Below are 20,511 nucleotides of genomic sequence, written 5' to 3' on the forward strand. Positions count from 1 at the left end.
TCAAACTAACCTAGGGTCAAACATCCATGAGTATTGCAATTATAACAGGGTCAGCCGGATTAATTGGGTCAGAAGCATCTCGTTTTTTTGCCCAACAAGGTCTAGAAATTGTAGGAATTGATAATGATATGCGGAGCGTCTTTTTTGGTGAGGAAGCTTCCACCACTTGGAATAGAAAAAGACTAGAATACTCTCTAAAAAATCAATATATACACCTCTCGATTGATATTCGAGATCAAGAAGCGATTCCCAATCTATTTAAAAAGTATAGTTCGGCGATTTCTTTAATTATTCATACGGCCGCTCAACCTTCCCATGACTGGGCAGCCCGCGATCCTCACATGGATTTTACCGTCAATGCAAATGGTACATTAAACCTCTTAGAATCTGCTCGGCAATATTGCCCCGATGCCCCCTTTATTTTTACGTCTACGAATAAAGTTTATGGCGATACTCCTAACCGTTTACCCTTAATTGAACAGGAAACACGCTGGGAAATTGACCCCAATCATACCTATGTGGGGGGGATTCGGGAAGATATGTCTATTGACCATACAACCCATAGTTTGTTTGGGGCTTCTAAAGTAGCGGCTGATGTGTTAGTCCAAGAATATGGGCGTTATTTTGGCATGAAAACCGCTTGTTTTCGTGGGGGATGTTTAACCGGACCGAATCATTCTGGGACTCAATTACATGGTTTTTTAGCCTATTTAATGAAATGTGCGGCGACGGGAAAACCTTATACCATTTTTGGGTACAAGGGGAAACAAGTTCGGGATAATATTCACAGTGCAGATTTAATTAATGCTTTCTATGAGTTTTTTAAAGCTCCTCGGGTAGCGGAGGTTTATAATACTGGGGGAGGGCGTTATAGTAACTGTTCGATGTTTGAAGCGGTGCAAATTTGCCAAGAAATTACAGGGCGAGAATTTAAGCCGGAATACTCAGAAACGAACCGCATTGGGGATCATATTTGGTGGATTAGTGATAATCATAAATTTGAGCAACATTTCCCGAATTGGAAAATGCAGTATAATGTCCCCAAAATTCTGCAAGAAATTTATGAGTTTAATCGGGAACGGTGGGCGAAAGAAATGGAGTAGGGGTTGAGGGTTGGCGGGAGAGGTCAAAATAGGATAAATTGCTAGGAACTGTTAATATTGATAGCAAAAATTACTGTGACAAACTCACCCTCAAATTCCACTGTTGTTGATTCCTCTGACACTCTAACCCCAGAGGGATTGACTCCTGAACAGTATAAGCAAAAGATGCAGCGCCGCAAGGAAATTCAAGCGGAACGATTGGCGGCGCGATCGCAAGAAAAAGGCCTCATCATCGTCAACACAGGCAACGGCAAGGGCAAAACTACGGCCGCGTTAGGCATGGTTTTACGTTCCTTGGGGCATGGCTACCGGGTGGCGATTATTCAGTTTATTAAAGGCGCTTGGGAACCGGCAGAAAAGGCTATTTTAGAACGGTTTGCCGATCAGTTAGTGTTTCACGCTTTAGGGGAAGGATTTACTTGGGAAACCCAAGATCGAGAACGAGATATTGCTAAGGCGGAGGCCGCTTGGCAACAAGCGTTAGACTATATTCGGAATCCTGAGTATCGTCTAATTTTATTGGATGAGGTTAATATTGCCCTGAAATTGGGCTATTTATCCGTTGAAACAGTGTTAGCTGGCTTGGCGGAAAAAAGCCCGGATGCTCATGTTATTTTAACCGGACGGGGAGCCCCGGCTGGTTTAATTGAACGAGCGGATTTAGTAACAGAAATGAAGTTAGTTAAACATCCATTCCGGGAGCAAGGTATTAAGGCACAACCGGGGATTGAATTTTAGGGCATAGGGGATCAGGGGAATAGTGAATAGCTAAAACTCTTGACTATTGTCTTTTCCCGACTCCCCTGTTCCCTGTTCCCTAATTTAGGTAATAGGTAATAGAGAATACTAATCAACTCCCGACTCCCCACTATCCAGAACAAGCTGCTAATAGGTCTATTTCAAGGTCGGGTCCTTGTTCTAGGGGGTAGTAGCCCTCTAAGCCTAAAACACGGGGTAATGAGCCTTCTGATGCAATCTCAGCGCGATTTTGTAAGGGGATATTATAGCTGTAGAATTCCTTCGTCTCTAAATCCTGAACCTGTAAATTAAGACGTTGATTATCGAGACTGCCGCGCAAACAACTAAACTCAGAATCTAATTGATACAATGCCCCATTGACTCTCCCTTGTTCAACTTTTAGCACTAAATACGTCGCGCCATATTGATTTAAGTTCTGAGTTTGACCATAATGATAAATCCCATCTCTCCAAGGAGAAATTACCGGGGAAGTTACAGGAGAGGGGGGCTGTTTTTGGGGTTTATTTAACCGAGGAATATGAACACCTGCTTGACTAGAAGTAATAGCATCAACCGGGAGAGGATGGGTCGAGGGCAACACAAATCCTAAACTAAATAGAAGACTCACGGTGAGAGTACGCAAAGGTTTTAACATAGATCAATCACTTGTAGACACAAGGGGATAAGAAGGAACTTAATACAAGACCGATTGAGAGAAGTTTCTAGTTTGGGGTTTAGAGACGTGTCACCTAGATTCGTTGAAGATCAGAGGTTTGCAGTCTGTTTGATGCTTTTCAGCCATTCCACTTCTAGGATAAGCTGATCCTTAAGTTCAGAAATCGTCTAAGTGGAGGGTTTTTCAGGGAGTTTACGGAGAAATCTACACAACATCCGGAGGGAATTTCGGATAATATGACCTCAATTTCCGCTAAATTACGGTTGCCTTATATTCTTAAATCAGCAGTTAATTAACCAGTGAGGAGTTATTATGAGTTATAGAATGGATCGTCGTGCCTATGCAGAAACCTATGGGCCGACTGTGGGCGATCGCATTCGTTTGGCCGATACCGACTTAATCATAGAAGTAGAACGAGATTTGACCTCCTACGGAGATGAAGTGAAATTTGGCGGGGGGAAAGTGATTCGGGATGGTATGGGACAATCCCCCATTTCTCGCGCAGAGGGGGCGGTGGATGTGGTGATTACCAACGCCCTGATTCTGGACTGGTGGGGGATTATTAAAGCCGATGTGGGGATTAAAGATGGGCGAATTTGCAAGATTGGTAAAGCAGGCAATCCCTACATTCAGGACAATGTAGATATTATTATTGGCCCTTCGACAGAGGCGATCGCCGGAGAGGGAAAAATTCTCACGGCTGGGGGGATTGATGCCCATATTCACTTTATCTGTCCCCAACAAATCGAAACCGCCATTGCGTCTGGTGTTACTACCATGATAGGAGGAGGCACCGGCCCCGCCACAGGCACCAACGCCACCACCTGCACCCCCGGCGCTTGGAATATTTACCGAATGTTAGAAGCCGCAGAAGGTTTTCCCGTCAATTTCGGCTTTTTAGGCAAAGGCAACAGCAGCCAAACCCCCGGCTTAATAGAACAGGTGAATGCCGGAGTAATTGGCTTAAAACTCCATGAAGATTGGGGAACCACTCCCGCCACCATTGACACCTGTCTGACTGTAGCAGATGACTATGATATACAAGTAGCCATTCATACCGACACCTTGAATGAAGCAGGTTTTGTCGAGGATACCATTGCCGCCTTTAAAAACCGGGTAATTCATACCTACCATACCGAAGGCGCTGGGGGAGGCCACGCCCCGGATATTATCAAAGTCTGTGGGCAGTTGAATGTTTTGCCCTCGTCCACCAATCCCACTCGCCCCTATACGGTAAACACCTTAGAGGAACATCTGGATATGTTGATGGTGTGTCACCATCTGGATAAAAGTATCCCCGAAGATGTAGCCTTTGCTGAGTCGCGGATTCGTCGGGAAACCATTGCCGCCGAGGATATCCTCCACGATAAAGGGGCGTTTAGCATCATTTCCTCCGACTCCCAAGCGATGGGGCGAGTGGGAGAGGTGATTATTCGCACTTGGCAAACCGCCCATAAAATGAAAGTGCAGTTTGGGGCATTAGGAGAAGATTCAGCCCGCCACGATAACCACCGCGCTAAACGCTATGTAGCGAAATATACGATTAATCCGGCGATCGCTCATGGCATTGCCCATGAAGTCGGATCCATAGAAGAAGGGAAGTTAGCGGATTTGTGTTTATGGCATCCCGCCTTTTTTGGGGTGAAACCGGAATTAGTGATTAAAGGGGGATTAATTGCTTGGTCCCAGATGGGGGATGCTAACGCCAGTATTCCCACCCCCGGACCGGTGTATATGCGCCCCATGTTCGGCAGTTTTGGCCGTGCGATCGCCTCCACCAGTGTCACCTTTCTCTCCCAAGCCGCCCTAGATGCCGGGATTCCCGACCAACTAGGCCTACAAAAAACCCCCGTTGCTGTGTCTGGAATTCGCCAATTAACCAAGCGGGATCTGAAATTAAACGACTATCTCCCCCAGATTGAAGTGAATCCTGAAACCTACGAAGTACGAGCAGATGGGGAACTCCTCACCTGTGAACCGGCTACCGTGTTACCGATGGCGCAACGGTACTTTTTGTTTTAGCTAATCGGCGGCCGATCGAAGTGCTATCAGAAAGTAGCGAAAGCACCGACCGACGAGAAAAGTTAATGAACAACCAAACCCTAGAAACCTTGAAAGAATATATAGGGTCTGCTGTTCACTTCGTGACGCTCCGCGTTCGCGAAGCGTCACGAAGTGAACGCGAAGCGTTGCGTAGCAATATATCCCTCTAAGCACTGTTAATAGGGTTTTCGATGGGGAGCGAGAAAGTGCAAGGTTTTAAGGATAAAGAATCAAAAAGGCTTGCCTTTTTCCGACTCCCCCTTCCTGTTCCCCGTTCCCTGTTTCCCACGCGGAGCGTCACGAAGTGAACAGCAAGCCCTACTATTCCCTATTACCTATTCCCTATTCCCCGACTCTCAGAGTTATTCATAAAACCCTAAATGATTCCCTCTGACGCACCCTAAAACTTGCGGTCAGCGTCGGGAGGAATAGCGGGTCTTACGATAACCAACCTTTTAAACGGCGGGCTACTTGGGGGCGGCGGAGTTTGCGCATGGCCTTACTTTGGATTTGGCGGACTCTCTCCCGGGATAAATTGAACATTCCCCCTACTTCCTCTAAAGTGTAAGGCTGACTGGTATTTAACCCATAACGCAGGGAAATCACATCTTTTTCCCGTTCTGTGAGAACATCACTCAACACTTCCCCAATTTCTTGGCGCATCATGATTTCACTCATCTGCTCCTCGGGTAGTTGTAAATCATTGTCCTCCAAGAGATCCACTAACTCCGTGTCTTCTCCCTTCCCAACTCGGTGATTGAGAGAGAGAGACTGACGACGCAGTTGGAGTAAGTGCCGCAGTTGGCTGGGGGTGACATCTAATTCAGCCGCCAGTTCTTCCTCTTTAGGATTGCGCTTTAATTGCTGTTTCAGGATACGTTGAGCTTTTTTGAGTTTGTTCAGTTTCTCCACAATATGGATGGGGAGGCGAATGGTGCGGGCATCATTGGCAATGGTGCGGGTAATGGCCTGACGAATCCACCAGTAAGCATAGGTAGAGAATTTATAACCTTTGTTGGGATCAAATTTTTCGGCCGCCCGATTGAGGCCAATGGCTCCCTCTTGAATTAAATCGAGGAAAGGAACCCCCCGATTGAGATAACGTTTGGCAATGGAGACAACTAAACGTAAGTTAGAACGGATCATTTTCCGCTTTGCTACTCGTCCCTGATAAAGGCGTTGTTCGAGTTGGCGCTCTGTGATCCCCAAAGCGTTGGCGACTTCGGCGGAGGTGGGAGGACGATCTAACTGTGCTTCTAATTCTTCCCGGAGTTCTTCAATGGCCACTACCGCTTTAACACATTTGGCCAGTTCCACCTCTTCATCGGGTTTAAGGAGGGGATAGCGCGCCATTTCCTTGAAAAACGCGCCCACGGTGTCATCGCTATCCACTCTACCTGTTTTTGGGTTCGTTTTGGTCAGTGTTAAGGTAGGATTAGCAGAGGGATCCGGATCCCCGACGGTGAGGGGGGATCCCGAGGCGGCAATCTCAACAATATTGTTGTTGTCACTGATATTGTTGTTATTTTGCAGGTCGTTGGGTTTAAATTCCGCGAGGCTCATAACTCTCTATAAATAAGGGTGTACAGTAAGTGGGATAAAAGGACTAGCCGAATGGCTAAAGAATGGAACTGGCTGATCAACTTGACTTGAGCGGGAGAGCAAAAAGAACAAATTTGATGCTCTATCACTATCTAGAGAGCCAGTCCAGTTGAGGGAGAAGAAGTTTAGAGATTAAAACTTTAGAGATTAGAAGTTGAGCGAAATCAAACAGGATGAGCAGAAATGGAGGAAAGTAAACTGTAGTAATTGGATGTTCTCGGTCTGGTAGTGTAGGTTTGAGTGGTGCGATCGCGGAATGAGGACTAAAATCCTCAACCTACCGGATGAGAAGCTACCCGGCGCTGAGTGTAAGTTAGAACCATCAAATCAGGTGAATCTGATTAGAGGTCAGGTTAGATGAATGAGAAAGTTAGAGAAAGATTGTTTATCAGGCTACCAGAAATGTTTTTCGGATTTGTTTATCTGATTACAAAATGGCCATTCAACGGAACATTTGTCCAAATTTTCCCGGAAAATTGAGTTTAACTGGGGCTGAGGGACTAGGCGACAATCCCCCCGAGTTGCAGACATGAGAGAAAGAACAGAGAATAAGGGAGAAATTGATGAATGTTCCTGTCGGTTCTCTGGAAAACCGATATACAGTGAGCGTGTTATTCTTTTTTCTCATCATCAAAGCACAAGAATTACATGATGTCCAATCCCTCCTCTAGTGTTCTGCTCTGTGAACCCCAAACGACCTACAATCTCAATCCCCCAAATGACCGATGGCTGGAGGTTTTGGTGGATTGTCCGGGGATTCAAGAGACGTTGACCTATCGGGCGACTCCTGAGTTAAGAGCAGAAGCGGGGGATATTGTGACGGTGCCGCTGGGGGGGCAAATGGTGGGGGGAATTGTGGTGCGGGAAGTGGCACAACTCCCGCCCGGGTTGGATTCTCAGAAGGTGCGCGAGATTGAGGATGTGGTGGCGACGGGCTTTTTTCCGGCTCATTATTGGGAATTGTTACAAAATGTGTCGGATTATTATTATACGCCCTTGATTACGGTAGCGAAGGGAGCGTTACCGCCGGGCTTATTGACGCGATCGCAGCGCCGCATCCGTTTACAGCCTGATGCCATCCCGCCCGGTTTTGAGGTGTTTTGTTCTCCGGCTGCCTTAGCAGTCCTAACTCTCCTTCAGTCCCAAAAACAAGGAGACTACACAGCCAAGTATATACAGAAGCAGATCCCCCAAGGGCGGAAGGGTTTACAGGATCTGCTGAAGCGGGGCTGGGTGGAAAGTTATCTAGACCATCCTCCCCCGACGAAAGCCCTGCAAAAACAAGCCATTACCCTAGTTTCCGACCACTTCTCCCCCTCTTTGAGCAAACGACAGCAGGAAATTTTACGCCTGTTGAAGAAAGAAGGGGGGGAAATGTGGCTGACGGATTTTTTACAACTGGCTAGAACGACAACTCCCACCCTCAAACGCTTAGAGGCTGAGGGGTATGTAGTGATAGAAGAGCGGGAAAAGTTGCGCCTCTCCTCGGAGCCAGAACAGGGGCGAGATGAGCCGAAAATCCTCAGCCCGGAGCAACAACAAGCCCTGAATACCCTAACCCATTGTGCGGGATTTGCGGAGATTCTCCTGCATGGGGTGACAGGATCTGGGAAAACGGAGGTTTATTTACAGGCGATCGCACCCCTCCTAGAACAAGGTCAATCCGCCCTCGTTTTAGTCCCAGAAATCGGACTAACGCCCCAACTCACCGATCGGTTTCGCGCTCGTTTTGGCGATCGCATTCGAGTCTATCACAGCGCCCTCTCCGACGGCGAACGTTACGACACTTGGCGGCAAATGCTCACCGGAGATCCTCAAGTCGTCATCGGCACCCGTTCCGCCATCTTTGCCCCCCTCCCCCATCTCGGCCTCATCATCCTCGACGAAGAACACGACAGCAGCTTTAAACAAACCGAACTCGCCCCCACCTACCACGCCCGCACCGTCGCCCAGTGGCGGGCAAAACTGGAAAATTGCCCCCTCCTCTTAGGGTCTGCTACCCCAGCCCTAGAAACTTGGGTTAGGGTGAAAGAGGAAAATCACCCCCAAGCTCCCACCCTCTACCTCTCCCTCCCCCAACGCATCTACTCCCGCCCCTTACCCCCCATCGAAATTGTAGACCTGCGGAAAGAACTCAAACAGGGCAACCGTTCCATCTTCAGTCAACCCCTAAAAACCGCCCTAGAAAACCTCCAACAGAATAAACAACAGGGGATCTTATTTATTCCCCGTCGGGGTCATAGTACCTTTGTTTCCTGTCGCAGTTGTGGCTACGTCATTGAATGCCCCCATTGTGACGTTTCCCTGTCCTATCACCACACCCACGCCCAGGCCACAGAACTCCTACGCTGTCACTACTGCAACCACACCCAACGACAGCCCCCCCAATGCCCAGAATGTGGTTCCCCCTATCTTAAATTTTTCGGCACGGGTACCCAGAAAGTCAGCCAAGAATTAAGCCGTTTATTTCCAGAATTGCGGGTCATTCGCTTTGATAGTGATACCACCCGCACCAAAGGCTCCCATCGGGCGTTATTAACCCAATTTGCCCAAGGAGAGGCCGATTTATTAGTGGGGACTCAAATGTTGACCAAAGGGCTGGATATTGCCCAAGTAACCCTAGTGGGGGTGGTAGCGGCCGATGGGTTATTGTTCTTAGGGGACTACTACGCCGCAGAACGTACCTTTCAAACCTTAACTCAAGTGGCAGGACGGGCAGGACGAGGAGGGGATCCCGGCCAGGTGATTATTCAAACCTACAGCCCCAATCATCCGGTGATTCAAGCGGTGCGGGAGCATAACTATCCCCGTTTTGCCCAAGAGACATTAGAGGAACGCCGCCGCGCCAATTATCCCCCTTACTGTCGGTTAATTTTGCTCCATTTGAGTGGCTTAGATGAGGGGGATGTGCAAAGTACAGCCCAATGGGTCGCCCAAGCTTGTCGGACGTTATTCGAGGGCAGGGATTATGAGTTATTGGGGCCGGCTCCAGCCTCGATTATGCGCATTAGTCGCCATTATCGTTGGCAAATTTTGTTAAAGTTGCCCCGTGGGGAGGGGGAGTGTTTGAATTTGCAGCCGTTACAGGATCTTTGCCCCCGTTCGGTTAGGCTAAAAATTGACGTAGATCCTTTGATGATGAACTAGATAGATGGTGTACGCCTTAACTCACTGTACGATTTACACGGGATTTGAAGAATTGCATCATTCAGCCGTTCTGATTGAGGGCGATCGCATTCTTGATGTCATTCCCCAAGCTGACATCTCCCCAACTTGCCCCCAGATTAACTTACAGGGGCATTTACTCACGGCCGGATTTATTGATTTACAACTCAATGGTTGTGGGGGGGTGATGTTTAATGATGACATTAGCCTAGAAACGGTGGAAATCATGCACCGCACAAACTTGAGAAGTGGGACGACTAGCTTTTTACCCACCCTCATCACCGCCCCCGATGAGGATATGTTAAAAGCCATTGCGGTGGGTCAAGATTGCCGCCGTCACTACCCCTACAATGTGTTAGGAATTCACCTCGAAGGCCCCTATTTAAACCCCACACGGAAAGGGATTCACAATGGAGCCTATATTCGCCCCCCCGATGCCTCAATGGTGGCTAAAATTGCCCAAGCGGGAGGGGATGCCGTGCGCCTCCTCACCCTAGCGCCGGAATGTGTAGAACCGTCTGTGATTAGGAAATTAGCCGATAGGGGCGTGATTGTCTCGGCCGGGCATAGTGAGGCATCCTATGAGCAAGGGAGGGCAGGATTTGCGGCTGGGGTGGCAATGGTGACACATTTATTTAATGCTATGACCCCTTGGCTGGGGCGGAGTCCGGGCTTAGTGGGGGCAACATTAGGCGATCGCAATGTTTACGCCGGAATTATTGCCGATGGTCAGCACGTCCATTTTGGCTCCCTTGAATTAGTCCAGCGAATCCTGCAAGATCGTTTGATTCTCGTCACCGATGCCACCCCCCCCGTCGGCACAGACTTAACCTCTTTCCAGATTGGGGGACAAGAGGTGTTTTATCGCGACGGGAAATGTATCTCAGCCGATGGTACATTAGGGGGGTCTGCCTTAACCTTAATCGAGGCCGTCCGCAACTGTGTTCAACATCTCGACCTTCCCCTAGCTGAAGCACTGCGCATGGCTTCCCTGTACCCAGCGCGCTTGTTAGGGATGGATTCAGAATTAGGGGTTATTGCGCCCAGTGCGATCGCCAACCTAACCGTCATTAACCAAGCCCTAGAAGTCGTCGGAGTTGTAGACCAAGGCCACTGGTTAGCGGGGGTTTCCTGAATAACTCTGCTGGGGTTAGGGAACAGGCAATCTTGACAAGTTAAGACCCCAAAGTTCTTTGTTTTGTGTGTCGCTCACATTACTGGTAACGCAAACGTTTTAATGATACCATATCTTGTGCAACCAGTTAACTGAATTCTCCTGCTTGGATTGAGTCGCAATTCATCCCCACCCTATAGAGGAATGGGGTATTCTTGCTCCCATTCGATAACTAACTAGGGCGTGCTGAATAACTCTGCTCGTGGGTTTAGGGAACAGGGAACAGGGAACAGGGAACAGGGGGAATCGGAAAAAGGCAAGCCTTTTTGATTCTTTATCCCTAAAACCTTACAGTTTCTCGCTCCCAATCGAAAAGCCTTATTCACAGTGCTTAGGGGAATATTCAGCAGCCCCTAACAATGTGGACTCTCTCCTTGCTTGTCAAGCTAGAGCCAATAGAACCAGGACACCTTTAAACTAACAACTGACTCATGTCTGATGGAAGACCGATTCAACGCTCGTGAACCGAATCCTAATGTCCAACAACTTATAGACACAGCCCCGTTTTTTGTCGGATTACCCGATGATGCCCTAGAAAAAGCCACCTGTCACGCTGTCACCCGGACTCACCCAGCCAATCAGGTGATCTTACTGGAAAACGACTGGGGCGGCTCCGTCTACTTTATTTTGGATGGTTGGGTCAAAATTCGGACATACAATCTAGACGGCAAAGAAGTAACCCTGAACATTATCGGCAAGGGCGAACTTTTTGGCGAAATGGCCGCGTTGGATGAGGTGCCACGTTCAACGGATGTAATTACCTTAACTTCGACCAAGATTAGCAGTGTTCCCGCTCAGGATTTTGTCGAGTTAATCCACACAGAACCCCTTGCTGGCGTGCGTTTAGCCCAACTCATGGCCACCCGTCTCCGTCAGGTAAACCGACGACTCCGCCTCAGAGAAGCCGATAGTATGTCTCGGGTCGCCGATACTTTACTCTTTTTGGCAGAAGGTCAGGGAAAAAAAGCGAAACAGGGATTAGAAATTCCTAACCTACCCCATCGGGAGTTAAGCAGTTTAAGTGGTTTAGCCCGAGAAACAGTGACGCGGGTTTTGACAAAGTTGGAAAAGAAAGGCTTAATTAAGCGGGAACATGATATCCTACGCATTCCTGACACTCAGGCGTTAGAACGGACAATTTCGTGACATCCTCCCGACACCGACCCTAGGGGTACGGTGCGGGCTTCCCGCCCAACTAAGCGAAAACTACACTGTAGCCAACAAAACCGCCTCCACATTTTGAGCAACTCCGCCGTGCATCCTGCGATTGAATTGCATCGCAATCAATCGTCAGTTAACGGCGGCGATAACCTTTCATTTACACTATGACTATGAGTAAATCTATTGTACGCACAGACAAGTGGAAATTGAACCCCTCTCCAGAGGTGATGAAACACCTGGAGGGGACGGTAAACGAGTATCGCGCTTACTGCAAAGCTCTTAGCTATGTCGTAATGGCGAACTGGTCAGTCATTTCTACAGCCAAAAGTCAGTGCAGCGCAGTAGAGAAACTCATTCATCGCACCAGCGCCAACCCCAACCCCAAGCATCCGTATTTTGGTAAACGGTTCTACAAGTTCCCTAGCTATCTGCGACGGGCAGCAATTGAATTTGTCTGCGGTCAAGTGTCCTCGTTTTTGACTCGCTATCAGTTGTGGCAGTCAGGAATAGGTCGTCACAAACAGGCAAAACCACCCAAGTTCAACCCTGAAGCCGGGTGTTACCCCGCTCTCTACCGAGGGCAGTGCATCAAGTTTCAGGAAGACTTTACTGTAGCTGAAATCAAGGTATGGAACGGGTCGGATTGGGTGTGGGCATCGGTGCAGGTTGTTGGACTAAGGCAACACCATTTGTTGTCTTACAGTAAGGGGTTGTCTCCCTATTTGATTGTCAAGCAGGGCAAAGCCCATCTATCTGTCCCGTTCAAACTGCATCCCCAAAAGCTCTCAGGAGAATTGGTGTGTGCAGTAGATGTGGGCATCAACACAACGGCAACTGCTACGATTGTCAATAGCGGCGGTACTGTAATCTCTCGGAAGTTCTTTCACCGAGGGGGAGACATAGACCGTCGCGACAAAGTATTGCAGCAAATCCGAAACAAGGCCAAACAGACCAAGAAGCTCCACAAAGGGTTTTGTAAAGGTCTGTACCGTCGAGCAAAGGGAATCAATCACAACATGGCGCAGCACATCTCGAAAGAGATTGTGCAATTTGCACTGCAATATGGAGCCAGCGTGATTGTGTTCGAGGATCTCAAGGCTTGGAAGCCCAAGGGTGGGCGAAAACGTTCTACCCTCAAGCAACGGTTTCACGGATGGCTCCACCGTTTGTTGGTGCAGTTAACAGAAAACAAGTTCGTCGAATCGGGTGGGAAAGTAGAGTTGGTCTACCCCAGAGGAACTTCCTCCTGGGCATATGACGGCTCTGGGAAGTTGCAGCGGAGCAAGAAAAACTATGCCCTGGCGACTTTCCAGAGCGGTAAACGCTATAACGCTGACCTCAACGGCTCTTGCAATATTGGTGCTCGATACTGGGCTTACAAACTTAAACTGGCGTACAGAAATGGTCGCCAGTTGTCTTCCAGCAAAAGCTCTGGAGACAAACAGAGAATGCCTGTTACCCTGTCTGCGTTGTGGGATAGGGAAGCCGCTCATGTACGCGTTCGCGTTAGCGTCACGTAAGTGAAGCGTCATGAGTCGGAGCATTCACGTAACTCCACCGGGTAAAAGCGTTGTGTCGAAAAAGCATAGTCTTCCCCACTTTCGTCAACAATACGGATGAGTCCATTAGCTTGGGCTTGCTCATCGTCGATGATAAGGTACAACTTTCCCACCTCTAGGGAGGCTTCGTATCCCTGATTATTGAGGCAGATTGCAAAATGGGTGGATGGCTTGTGCTTCATGTTTTTCAGATCAATTCTTGAGTTGTACGGAACAATATAGCCAGAAAATTCAGAGAGGGGAACTGTGAAAAAATGTATCAGAACAGCATTGAGCCTGCGTATTTGGGGGATGGGGCTGTTAGTTTTGGGCGGACTATTGGGGGCGCTTTGGTTTTCGTCCCTTACCGCGTTGGCCTATTCTCCCATTCGTCCTCTGGTGGGGGGGGAAGAGTATCTCATTCCCCCAAGGTATCAGAGGGAAATTATCCGACAGGTTGAACTCCCGGACTCCGAAAAGGCGATCGCACTCACCTTTGACGACGGCCCCACCCCCCAGTTAACCGCACCCATTCTCGACATTCTGGAAACCTATCACGTCCCCGCCACCTTTTTCTGGGTCGGGCAAAACGTCCAGCGTTTCCCCGCGTTGGTGGAAAAAGCCGCCCAAGCCGGCCATACCCTTGGCAATCATACCTGGTATCATCCCAAGGGCTTCCTACCCCCCTTTCGAGCCACTCAAGAAGTAGAATCAACCCGACAGGTTATTTATCAAACAATGGGTCGTAAAACCCCTTGGTTTCGCCCCCCCTTTGGTCATCTCCAAAATGGTCTAGTCTCCCATGCCCGCAGCCAAAACGATACAATTATCTTGTGGTCAGTGGATTCTGAAGACTGGCGGGTTAAAAACTTTTCGGTTGCCCAAATGGTCGAGCAAGTCGTATCTAACGTGAAACCGGGAGCCATTGTCCTATTCCATGATGGGCGAGGGTCTAGACTACTGTCCCCGACCCAGAATCTCCCCCTAACCGTCCAAGCCCTCCCCTTAATCCTAGAAACCCTCCGCCAACAGGGTTATTATTTTGTTACTGTTCCCCAACTTCTCCAACTCCGTGAGCAAACAACGTCTAGACCTTCTGTTAGTAGAACGTCAACTCTGTTCCTCCCGCCAACAAGCCCAGCGCCTCATCCGGGCGGGTGAAGTCAAAGTCAACGATCAAATCGTAGACAAACCGGGAACCGAATTCCCTCCTACTGTCACCCTGCACTTAAAAGAAAAACTCCCCTATGTTTCACGGGGGGGCGAAAAACTCGCCAAGGCCTTACAAGTTTTTGCCCTTGAAGTACAAAACCGCATTTGTCTGGATGGTGGTATTTCAACGGGAGGATTTACCGATTGTTTACTCCAAGCAGGGGCTAAACAAGTCTATGGGGTAGATGTAGGCTATGGACAAGTCGCTTGGACGGTACGGCAAGATCCCCGAGTGATCCTCAAAGAACGCACCAATCTCCGTTATTTAACCCCAGAAGACCTCTACGGAGAAGCCACCCCGGCCGATTTGGGCGTGGCTGATGTCTCGTTTATTTCCCTCTGTAAGGTCTTGCCCTCCCTCTGGCAGTTATTACGGCCGCCTCGGGAGGTGGTGTTATTAGTTAAACCTCAGTTTGAGGTGGGGCGGGAAAAGGTGGGGAAAAAGGGAGTCGTCCGAGATCCCAAAGACCACGCCCAAGCGATTTTACAGGTGATCGAGAGCGCGAAAACCTTGGGCTGGACTCCCCACGGCTTAACAGGTTCTCCCTTGACGGGTCCGGCGGGCAATGTAGAATATTTACTCTGGTTGAAAATGGGGAACACTGAAAGCGTTTGGGAGTTAGAGCAAGTTCAAGACCTGACGGCTTCCACGGTGGCAGAATTCCGTTAATTGACTAGGGAACAGGGAACGGGGAACGGGGAACGGGGAACAGGGGGAGAGGGGGGAAGGGGGAGCAGGAGAATAATGAATAGCCAAAACTCTTTTATTTTAGGGAACAGGGAACAGGGGGGGAGAGTTCCCGGACTCCCGATTCCCGACTCCTGACGCTTATTGCTTCGTACCTTCCTAGGTCATGCTTCGCGAACGCAATGACATTACTCCCGACTCCCGACTCCCAACTCCCGACTCCCAACTCCCGACTCCCCATTCCCGACTCCCAACTCCCTATTCCCTATTCCCTGTTCCCTATTCCCCAAAATGTCTCCCAAATCTACATCCTTACCCATTATTGGCTGGCGAGAATATATTACCTTGCCCGATTTAGGCATGAGCAACATTAAAGCCAAAATTGACACCGGAGCAAGATCATCTGCACTACACGCCTTTGATTTAGAATATTTTGAGCAGGATCAACAAACCCTGATCCGCTTTAAAGTTCATCCGATCCAGCGCAATACTCACCACACGATAACGGCAACGGCCCCGATTTTAGAGCGGCGAGAAGTGCGGAATTCTGGGGGTCATGTCCAACTGCGTCCGGTCATTCAAACACTCATTCAATTGGGGGGACAACAATGGCCGATTGAACTGACCCTGACCAGTCGTGATGAAATGGGATTCCGAATGTTGTTAGGGCGGGAAGCGGTGCGTTACCGCTTTCTGGTGGATGCGGGACGCTCTTATCTCCAAAATCCTAAACCGAAACGCTCATCCAAGACGCTGTTTGATCAACGCTTACAAGACAACCAGATTTTATGAAGATTGCCATATTATCCCAAGACCCTTCTCTATACTCTACTAAACGCCTCAAACTCGCTGGAGAAGAACAGGGACACGAGATGCGGGTGGTGAATTATCTACGCTGTTATATGAATATCACGTCCCACAAGCCAACGGTGTTTTATAACGGGAAACCTTTGGAAAATTTTGATGCGATTATTCCTCGCATTGGGGCTTCCCGGACATTTTACGGAACGGCGGTAGTGCGACAGTTTGAGGTGATGGGGGTGTTTAGTGCTAATGAGTCTCAAGCTATTTCGCGATCGCGCGATAAACTGCGCTGCCTCCAAATCTTGGCGCGAGAAGGCATCGGGCTACCTGTAACGGGTTTTGCCCACGCCACGGAAGATATTGATGGCTTGATTGAAACCGTAGGGGGTGCGCCTTTGGTGATTAAACTGCTCGAAGGGACTCAAGGAATTGGTGTAGTGTTGGCGGAAACCTATCAGGCGGCCAAATCGGTGATTGAAGCTTTTCGGGGTCTAGAGGTGAATATTTTGGTGCAAGAGTTTATTAAAGAGGCTAAGGGGGCCGATATTCGCTGTTTGGTGGTGGGGGGTAAAGTGATTGCGGCCATGAAACGCCAAGGGGCTCCGGGGGAATTTCGCTCCAATTTACACCGAGGGGGTCACGCCCAAGCGGTGAAACTCACACCGGAAGAACGGAGTACAGCGATTCGTTCGGCCAAGGCAATGGGTCTAAGGGTGGCCGGGGTGGATTTGTTGCGGTCGAATCATGGCCCGGTGGTGATGGAGGTGAATTCATCTCCGGGTCTAGAAGGGATTGAGAAGGCGACGGGGATTGATGTGGCGGGGAAAATTATTAATTTTATTTCTAAGAATGCTATCCCTAGTAAAAATCGCGATCGCATCCAGTATTAATTGAGTCTGTTAGACCCAACAGGGGGCAGGGGGGCAGGAGAGCAGGGGGGCAGGGAACGGGAAGGGGGAGGTAATAGGTAATAAGTAATAAGTCTTAATTCCTTGTCTCCCTCTCTCCCCCTCCCCCCGATTCCCTAGGGCGCAAGCATTGCGCCCCTACACCGACTCCCGACTCCCGATTCCCGACTCCCGATTCCCGATTCCCTGTTTCCTGTTCCCTAACTAAACAAACCCTACTTTTTGATATCTTTCGCCATCTGACGGAACATATCCATAGAGTTGTCGGAAGCGCGACGGGTGGGGGTGACAGAAGGGCTAGGCTCAGAAGCCGTCGGAGTGCTAGTGTTGGCACTGGTAACGACTTTGGGCGTGCCAGAAGACAGATCCACCTCTTCACTGGAAGACACTTCTTTCACCACGGCAAACCCTTTTTGACCCCGTACTCCGGGGAAGGTGCGCTTAATGGTGTTGCGACGACGCATAAATTCAGTGTCGCCAAGGGTTTTGGCACTATCTGCATCTAAAAAGAATGCACCGGATTGTTCAGCATTTCCCGCTTCGGAGTCTTGGTTCTTCTTGCCCCCAAACAGTCCAAAAAGTCCAGCCATGCTTGCTCTTACCTCGTATTTAATTAAGTTTGTATCGTTATATTAAGTAATGTTATCAAACATTTACACAAAAAAAGGATCGAATAAAAATTTTTCTGCTTCTCTCCTCAAGAGAGTGTGAGGATACAACCGGGATTTTCTAGAATGGAAGAAGATAAACCTTGACCAAAGACTCCCGAAGGGTCAAACCCGATGAGTGATGATGGCAATAGACCCCATCCCTCTAAGGTGGGGATGAATTGCGACTCAATCCAAGGAGGAGAATCAAGTTAACTGGTTGCCAAAATATATATGGTATAATTAAAGTGTGTATGTTACCAGCAATGTGGGCGACGCACAACACAAATGGGTTCGGGAGAAGCCTGACTTGGAGGAGAAACCAAGTCTTAAAATGCTTGTTGAGTCGGTCTGACGGGGGCTGCCAGCTTGCCTTGCAGCCTAGTTAAGAGGCAACCAGAAAGAAACAAGAATCCCCATCGCCTTGCGTTGGGGTACTTCAATTTGAAGTCAACCTATGACCATTGTAGAATTTATACTCCTGATTTGTCTCGGTCTGTTGAGTTACTTGATCGTCAAGCGAACTGTATCTCATCTGACCACAACACCAATCTGGCTTTTATGGTTGGTGTTGATGCTCCCCCCGTTGTTGCTTAGTGTGTGGCTATTCCTGTTTGGGGAAGATCAGCCTTTGCCCTGGGCTTTATTGATTTTACCGTTTATTCTCTGTCCGCTCTTGTATTGGTGGTTAATTCAAAAGGGACGACTACCTTTAAGTGCTACGGAGGAGGGGGAAGATGGCTTAACGCCTAAAACCAAGGGGATGGCGGCCACGTCTGATAATAAGTTAATGGCGAAACCCCTCACACCGGAGGAGGAAAAGCGCCTACGGAATTGTTTCCCTTGGGGGGTGTATTATCTGCAAAATGTGGACTATCGACCTCAAGCTATTCTCTGTCGGGGACGGCTAAAATCTAACCCCGAGGTGGCTTATCATACGGTGCGGGCGAATGTAGAACAGAAATTTGGCGATCGCTTTTTATTGATTTTCCAAGAGGGAACCCCCAATAAGCCGTTTTTTGCTCTAGTTCCCAATCCTTGGTCACAACAAAAAACCGCCACCCAAACCGAACCCTTAAAACGCCCCGTTTTAGCCCTAGCTCTGTTATTCATTACCCTCTTTACCACAACCTTAATCGGGGTAGAATTAGCCGGATTTACGGTCGATCAGTTACAAACGGATCCCCGTTTATTCGTGCAGGGTTTACCCTATAGCTTGCCCTTAGTAGCCATTTTAGGGGTTCATGAACTGAGCCACTATGGGGCGGCTGTTTACTATAAAATTCGCGCTACCTTGCCCTATTTCATCCCCATGCCCTTCTTTTTGGGGACGTTTGGGGCATTTATTCAGATGCGCTCCCCGGTACCCCATCGTAAGGCATTGTTTGATGTAGCGATCGCTGGACCATTGGGAGGGTTCATCTTATCCTTGCCGATTCTGATTTGGGGCTTAATGCTATCGGAAACGACTCCCTTATTAGAAGACTCCAGCTTGCTCTCGTTCCAAGCCCTCGACCCCCGATTTTCCCTCTTTTTATCGGTTTTAGGCAAATTGACCCTCGGCAGTGATTTAACCACTAACATGGCCATTGCCCTCCATCCCCTCGCCATTGCGGGCTATTTAGGGATTATTGTCACCGCCTTAAACCTGATGCCTGTGGGACAATTAGACGGGGGGCATATTGTTCATTCCATGTTCGGCCAACGGAGTGCGATCGCCATTGGTCAAATTGTCCGTTTCTTAATGTTCTTATTTGCCCTACAACGCCCTGAGTTGATGGTTTGGGCTGTGATTCTGCTCCTACTCCCGACGGCTGATGAACCCGCCCTCAATGATGTCACGGAATTAGACAATAGTCGGGACTTGCTGGGACTTCTCGCACTGGGTTTATTAGTGATTATTCTCTTCCCCGTTCCTGGTATTCTCGCTCAATGGTTAAATCTCTAAGCAAAACCCCCGTATCTCCCGTCAAATAAAGTACAAAAAGAAATAGTACCCGTAGTTGGGTATCCGTAGGTTGGGTGAAGCGAAAGCGCAACCCAACAGCTTCCCATGAGAAAAAACAGAGCTATAGTACCCGTAGGTTGGGTGAAGCGACAGCGCAACCCAACAGCTTCCCATGAGAAAAAACAGAGCTATAGTACCCGTAGGTTGGGTGAAGCGACAGCGCAACCCAACAACTTCCCATGAGAAAAAACAGAGCTATAGCTACAGCCCCCACGATTTTTTGTAAAGAACTATTACAGCCTGTCACAGATTGCACCAAACCACAACAGACACCTAGAAAAGAGAGTGAATATAGGCAAAAATAACGCCAATTCTAGGGTAATCGAGACATTAAACAATGGTGAACATCGCCAATCAGGACAATATCTAAAAAAATAGTCCAACATGATGGTAATTCCTGAATAGTTCTAAAACACAATCCAGATTAATAGTCAATCATGAAAACTTTATCTTATTCCCGGAGATGGCGTATTGCTATCTTCCGAGGGTTTCTGGTTACGTCTAAAGGTTTCGTCTCCTCTCTCGTCAATTCCGTTGGTGTCATGATAGATCACCTAGCTCAATATGGTCATCCCTTAGCTAAAGCAACCTCTCACACTTTAGAACAGATGACCAAAAAAACTGGAGTAGCCTTAATTACAAGCTATCAAAAATACTTGTCTCCCCATAAGGGTTTTTCCTGCGCTCATCGGGTTTTATATGGTAGTGACTCTTGTTCACAATATGTCAAAAAGATGCTGATTGAACAAGATTTACAATCGGCACTTTCCCTATCCCGTGAGCGCTTTGGCAGATGTAAAACAGCGAAAATCATTTTGCGCTCAGAAACTTTGGAAGAAAAACGCCGCCGCGAGAAGAAGAATGTATCAGGGGATTGTGGCTGCTCACCAGAAGGATGTATTAATAACTTCCTTGATGAATGTACCCCAGATTGCAACGATCTCAACTGTGGAGAGGCTGATTTTGGGGATTGTGATTGTGGAGACATGAATTGTGAGCCAGATTGTGATTGTGGTTAGTTAATCCTTGGAGATACGGGTAAAT

General features: G+C 48.5%; 17 protein-coding genes. 13 read left to right on the plus strand and 4 right to left on the minus strand.

Annotated elements, in window-relative coordinates; all coding sequences use genetic code 11:
- Positions 1-26: 26 nt before the first annotated feature.
- A complete protein-coding gene (locus SPI9445_RS0122515; RefSeq protein ID WP_017307056.1) occupies positions 27-1,103 on the plus strand; it encodes an NAD-dependent epimerase/dehydratase family protein in 1,077 nt (358 codons plus the stop codon).
- A gap of 138 nt (positions 1,104-1,241) precedes the next feature.
- On the plus strand, positions 1,242-1,841 hold the full coding sequence (gene cobO, locus SPI9445_RS0122520) for a cob(I)yrinic acid a,c-diamide adenosyltransferase (RefSeq protein WP_026080020.1): 600 nt from the start codon (positions 1,242-1,244) through the stop codon (positions 1,839-1,841).
- Positions 1,842-1,971: 130 nt separating this feature from the next.
- On the opposite strand, the gene SPI9445_RS27925 is transcribed toward cobO, so the two are convergent.
- Positions 1,972-2,496 (minus strand): hypothetical protein, encoded by a 525-nt coding sequence (locus SPI9445_RS27925; protein ID WP_017307058.1) that lies wholly within the window; start codon positions 2,494-2,496, stop codon positions 1,972-1,974.
- Positions 2,497-2,829: 333 nt separating this feature from the next.
- Here SPI9445_RS27925 and ureC point away from each other — a divergent pair, with 333 nt between their 5' ends.
- Complete coding sequence (gene ureC, locus SPI9445_RS0122530; protein ID WP_026080021.1) at positions 2,830-4,539, plus strand: urease subunit alpha; 1,710 nt, start codon at positions 2,830-2,832, stop codon at positions 4,537-4,539.
- A 459-nt stretch (positions 4,540-4,998) separates the two neighbouring features.
- On the opposite strand, the gene SPI9445_RS0122535 is transcribed toward ureC, so the two are convergent.
- The gene (locus tag SPI9445_RS0122535) at positions 4,999-6,123 is read right to left on the minus strand and encodes an RpoD/SigA family RNA polymerase sigma factor (protein ID WP_017307060.1); all 1,125 of its coding nucleotides are present in this window, start codon (positions 6,121-6,123) and stop codon (positions 4,999-5,001) included.
- 690 nt (positions 6,124-6,813) lie between these two features.
- Here SPI9445_RS0122535 and priA point away from each other — a divergent pair.
- The 4 genes from priA (at position 6,814) to SPI9445_RS0122560 (ending at position 13,182) form a co-directional block, all read left to right on the plus strand.
- Positions 6,814-9,309, plus strand: coding sequence for a primosomal protein N' (priA, locus tag SPI9445_RS0122545; RefSeq protein ID WP_017307062.1), 2,496 nt, complete (start codon positions 6,814-6,816; stop codon positions 9,307-9,309).
- Between the two features lie 7 nt (positions 9,310-9,316).
- Positions 9,317-10,462, plus strand: coding sequence for an N-acetylglucosamine-6-phosphate deacetylase (nagA, locus tag SPI9445_RS0122550; protein WP_026080022.1), 1,146 nt, complete (start codon positions 9,317-9,319; stop codon positions 10,460-10,462).
- 477 nt (positions 10,463-10,939) lie between these two features.
- On the plus strand, positions 10,940-11,647 hold the full coding sequence (locus tag SPI9445_RS0122555; protein WP_017307064.1) for a Crp/Fnr family transcriptional regulator: 708 nt from the start codon (positions 10,940-10,942) through the stop codon (positions 11,645-11,647).
- Between the two features lie 185 nt (positions 11,648-11,832).
- Positions 11,833-13,182 (plus strand): IS200/IS605 family accessory protein TnpB-related protein, encoded by a 1,350-nt coding sequence (locus tag SPI9445_RS0122560; RefSeq protein WP_033375378.1) that lies wholly within the window; start codon positions 11,833-11,835, stop codon positions 13,180-13,182.
- A gap of 8 nt (positions 13,183-13,190) precedes the next feature.
- Here SPI9445_RS0122560 and SPI9445_RS0122565 read toward each other — a convergent pair whose 3' ends face one another.
- Positions 13,191-13,403 (minus strand): hypothetical protein, encoded by a 213-nt coding sequence (locus SPI9445_RS0122565; protein WP_017307066.1) that lies wholly within the window; start codon positions 13,401-13,403, stop codon positions 13,191-13,193.
- An 88-nt stretch (positions 13,404-13,491) separates the two neighbouring features.
- On the opposite strand from SPI9445_RS0122565, the gene SPI9445_RS26665 reads away from it, so the two are divergent.
- The 4 genes from SPI9445_RS26665 (at position 13,492) to rimK (ending at position 16,794) form a co-directional block, all read left to right on the plus strand.
- Complete coding sequence (locus SPI9445_RS26665; protein ID WP_164674580.1) at positions 13,492-14,361, plus strand: polysaccharide deacetylase family protein; 870 nt, start codon at positions 13,492-13,494, stop codon at positions 14,359-14,361.
- The gene (locus SPI9445_RS0122575; protein WP_017307068.1) at positions 14,273-15,082 is read left to right on the plus strand and encodes a TlyA family RNA methyltransferase; all 810 of its coding nucleotides are present in this window, start codon (positions 14,273-14,275) and stop codon (positions 15,080-15,082) included. The genes SPI9445_RS26665 and SPI9445_RS0122575 overlap by 89 nt, the downstream gene beginning before the upstream one ends.
- Positions 15,083-15,391: 309 nt before the next feature.
- The gene (locus tag SPI9445_RS26675; protein ID WP_052646651.1) at positions 15,392-15,892 is read left to right on the plus strand and encodes an ATP-dependent zinc protease family protein; all 501 of its coding nucleotides are present in this window, start codon (positions 15,392-15,394) and stop codon (positions 15,890-15,892) included.
- Positions 15,889-16,794 carry a 30S ribosomal protein S6--L-glutamate ligase gene (rimK, locus tag SPI9445_RS0122590; protein WP_017307071.1) on the plus strand — a complete coding sequence of 302 codons (906 nt, stop codon included), beginning with the start codon at positions 15,889-15,891 and terminating at the stop codon, positions 16,792-16,794. Before SPI9445_RS26675 ends, rimK begins: the two co-directional genes overlap by 4 nt.
- 233 nt (positions 16,795-17,027) lie before the next feature.
- Here rimK and SPI9445_RS0122595 read toward each other — a convergent pair whose 3' ends face one another.
- Entirely contained in the window at positions 17,028-17,402 is a 375-nt protein-coding gene (locus tag SPI9445_RS0122595; RefSeq protein ID WP_017307072.1) for a hypothetical protein, read from the minus strand.
- A 514-nt stretch (positions 17,403-17,916) separates the two neighbouring features.
- Between SPI9445_RS0122595 and SPI9445_RS0122600 the strand changes: the two genes are divergently transcribed.
- Together SPI9445_RS0122600 and yidD are read left to right on the plus strand one after the other, a co-directional pair.
- A complete protein-coding gene (locus SPI9445_RS0122600; RefSeq protein ID WP_017307073.1) occupies positions 17,917-19,407 on the plus strand; it encodes a site-2 protease family protein in 1,491 nt (496 codons plus the stop codon).
- Positions 19,408-19,904: 497 nt separating this feature from the next.
- Positions 19,905-20,486, plus strand: a complete 582-nt coding sequence (gene yidD, locus SPI9445_RS26680) for a membrane protein insertion efficiency factor YidD (protein WP_026080024.1) — start codon at positions 19,905-19,907, stop codon at positions 20,484-20,486.
- The last annotated feature ends 25 nt before the right edge of the window (positions 20,487-20,511 follow it).

Source organism: Spirulina subsalsa PCC 9445 (assembly GCF_000314005.1).
Taxonomy (GTDB): Bacteria; Cyanobacteriota; Cyanobacteriia; order Cyanobacteriales; family Spirulinaceae; genus Spirulina_A; species Spirulina_A subsalsa.

Bases quoted from the DNA above. Each gene is read 5' to 3' on its own strand.
- SPI9445_RS0122515 (WP_017307056.1), top strand. From the start codon at position 27: ATGAGTATTGCAATTATAACAGGGTCAGCCGGATTAATTGGGTCAGAA.
- SPI9445_RS0122555 (WP_017307064.1), top strand. From the start codon at position 10,940: ATGGAAGACCGATTCAACGCTCGTGAACCGAATCCTAATGTCCAACAA.
- rimK (WP_017307071.1), top strand. From the start codon at position 15,889: ATGAAGATTGCCATATTATCCCAAGACCCTTCTCTATACTCTACTAAA.
- yidD (WP_026080024.1), top strand. From the start codon at position 19,905: ATGAAAACTTTATCTTATTCCCGGAGATGGCGTATTGCTATCTTCCGA.
- SPI9445_RS0122535 (WP_017307060.1), bottom strand. From the start codon at position 6,123: ATGAGCCTCGCGGAATTTAAACCCAACGACCTGCAAAATAACAACAAT.
- SPI9445_RS0122565 (WP_017307066.1), bottom strand. From the start codon at position 13,403: ATGAAGCACAAGCCATCCACCCATTTTGCAATCTGCCTCAATAATCAG.
- ureC (WP_026080021.1), top strand. From the start codon at position 2,830: ATGAGTTATAGAATGGATCGTCGTGCCTATGCAGAAACCTATGGGCCG.
- priA (WP_017307062.1), top strand. From the start codon at position 6,814: ATGTCCAATCCCTCCTCTAGTGTTCTGCTCTGTGAACCCCAAACGACC.
- SPI9445_RS0122600 (WP_017307073.1), top strand. From the start codon at position 17,917: ATGACCATTGTAGAATTTATACTCCTGATTTGTCTCGGTCTGTTGAGT.
- SPI9445_RS26675 (WP_052646651.1), top strand. From the start codon at position 15,392: ATGTCTCCCAAATCTACATCCTTACCCATTATTGGCTGGCGAGAATAT.
- SPI9445_RS0122595 (WP_017307072.1), bottom strand. From the start codon at position 17,402: ATGGCTGGACTTTTTGGACTGTTTGGGGGCAAGAAGAACCAAGACTCC.
- SPI9445_RS27925 (WP_017307058.1), bottom strand. From the start codon at position 2,496: ATGTTAAAACCTTTGCGTACTCTCACCGTGAGTCTTCTATTTAGTTTA.
- SPI9445_RS0122560 (WP_033375378.1), top strand. From the start codon at position 11,833: ATGAGTAAATCTATTGTACGCACAGACAAGTGGAAATTGAACCCCTCT.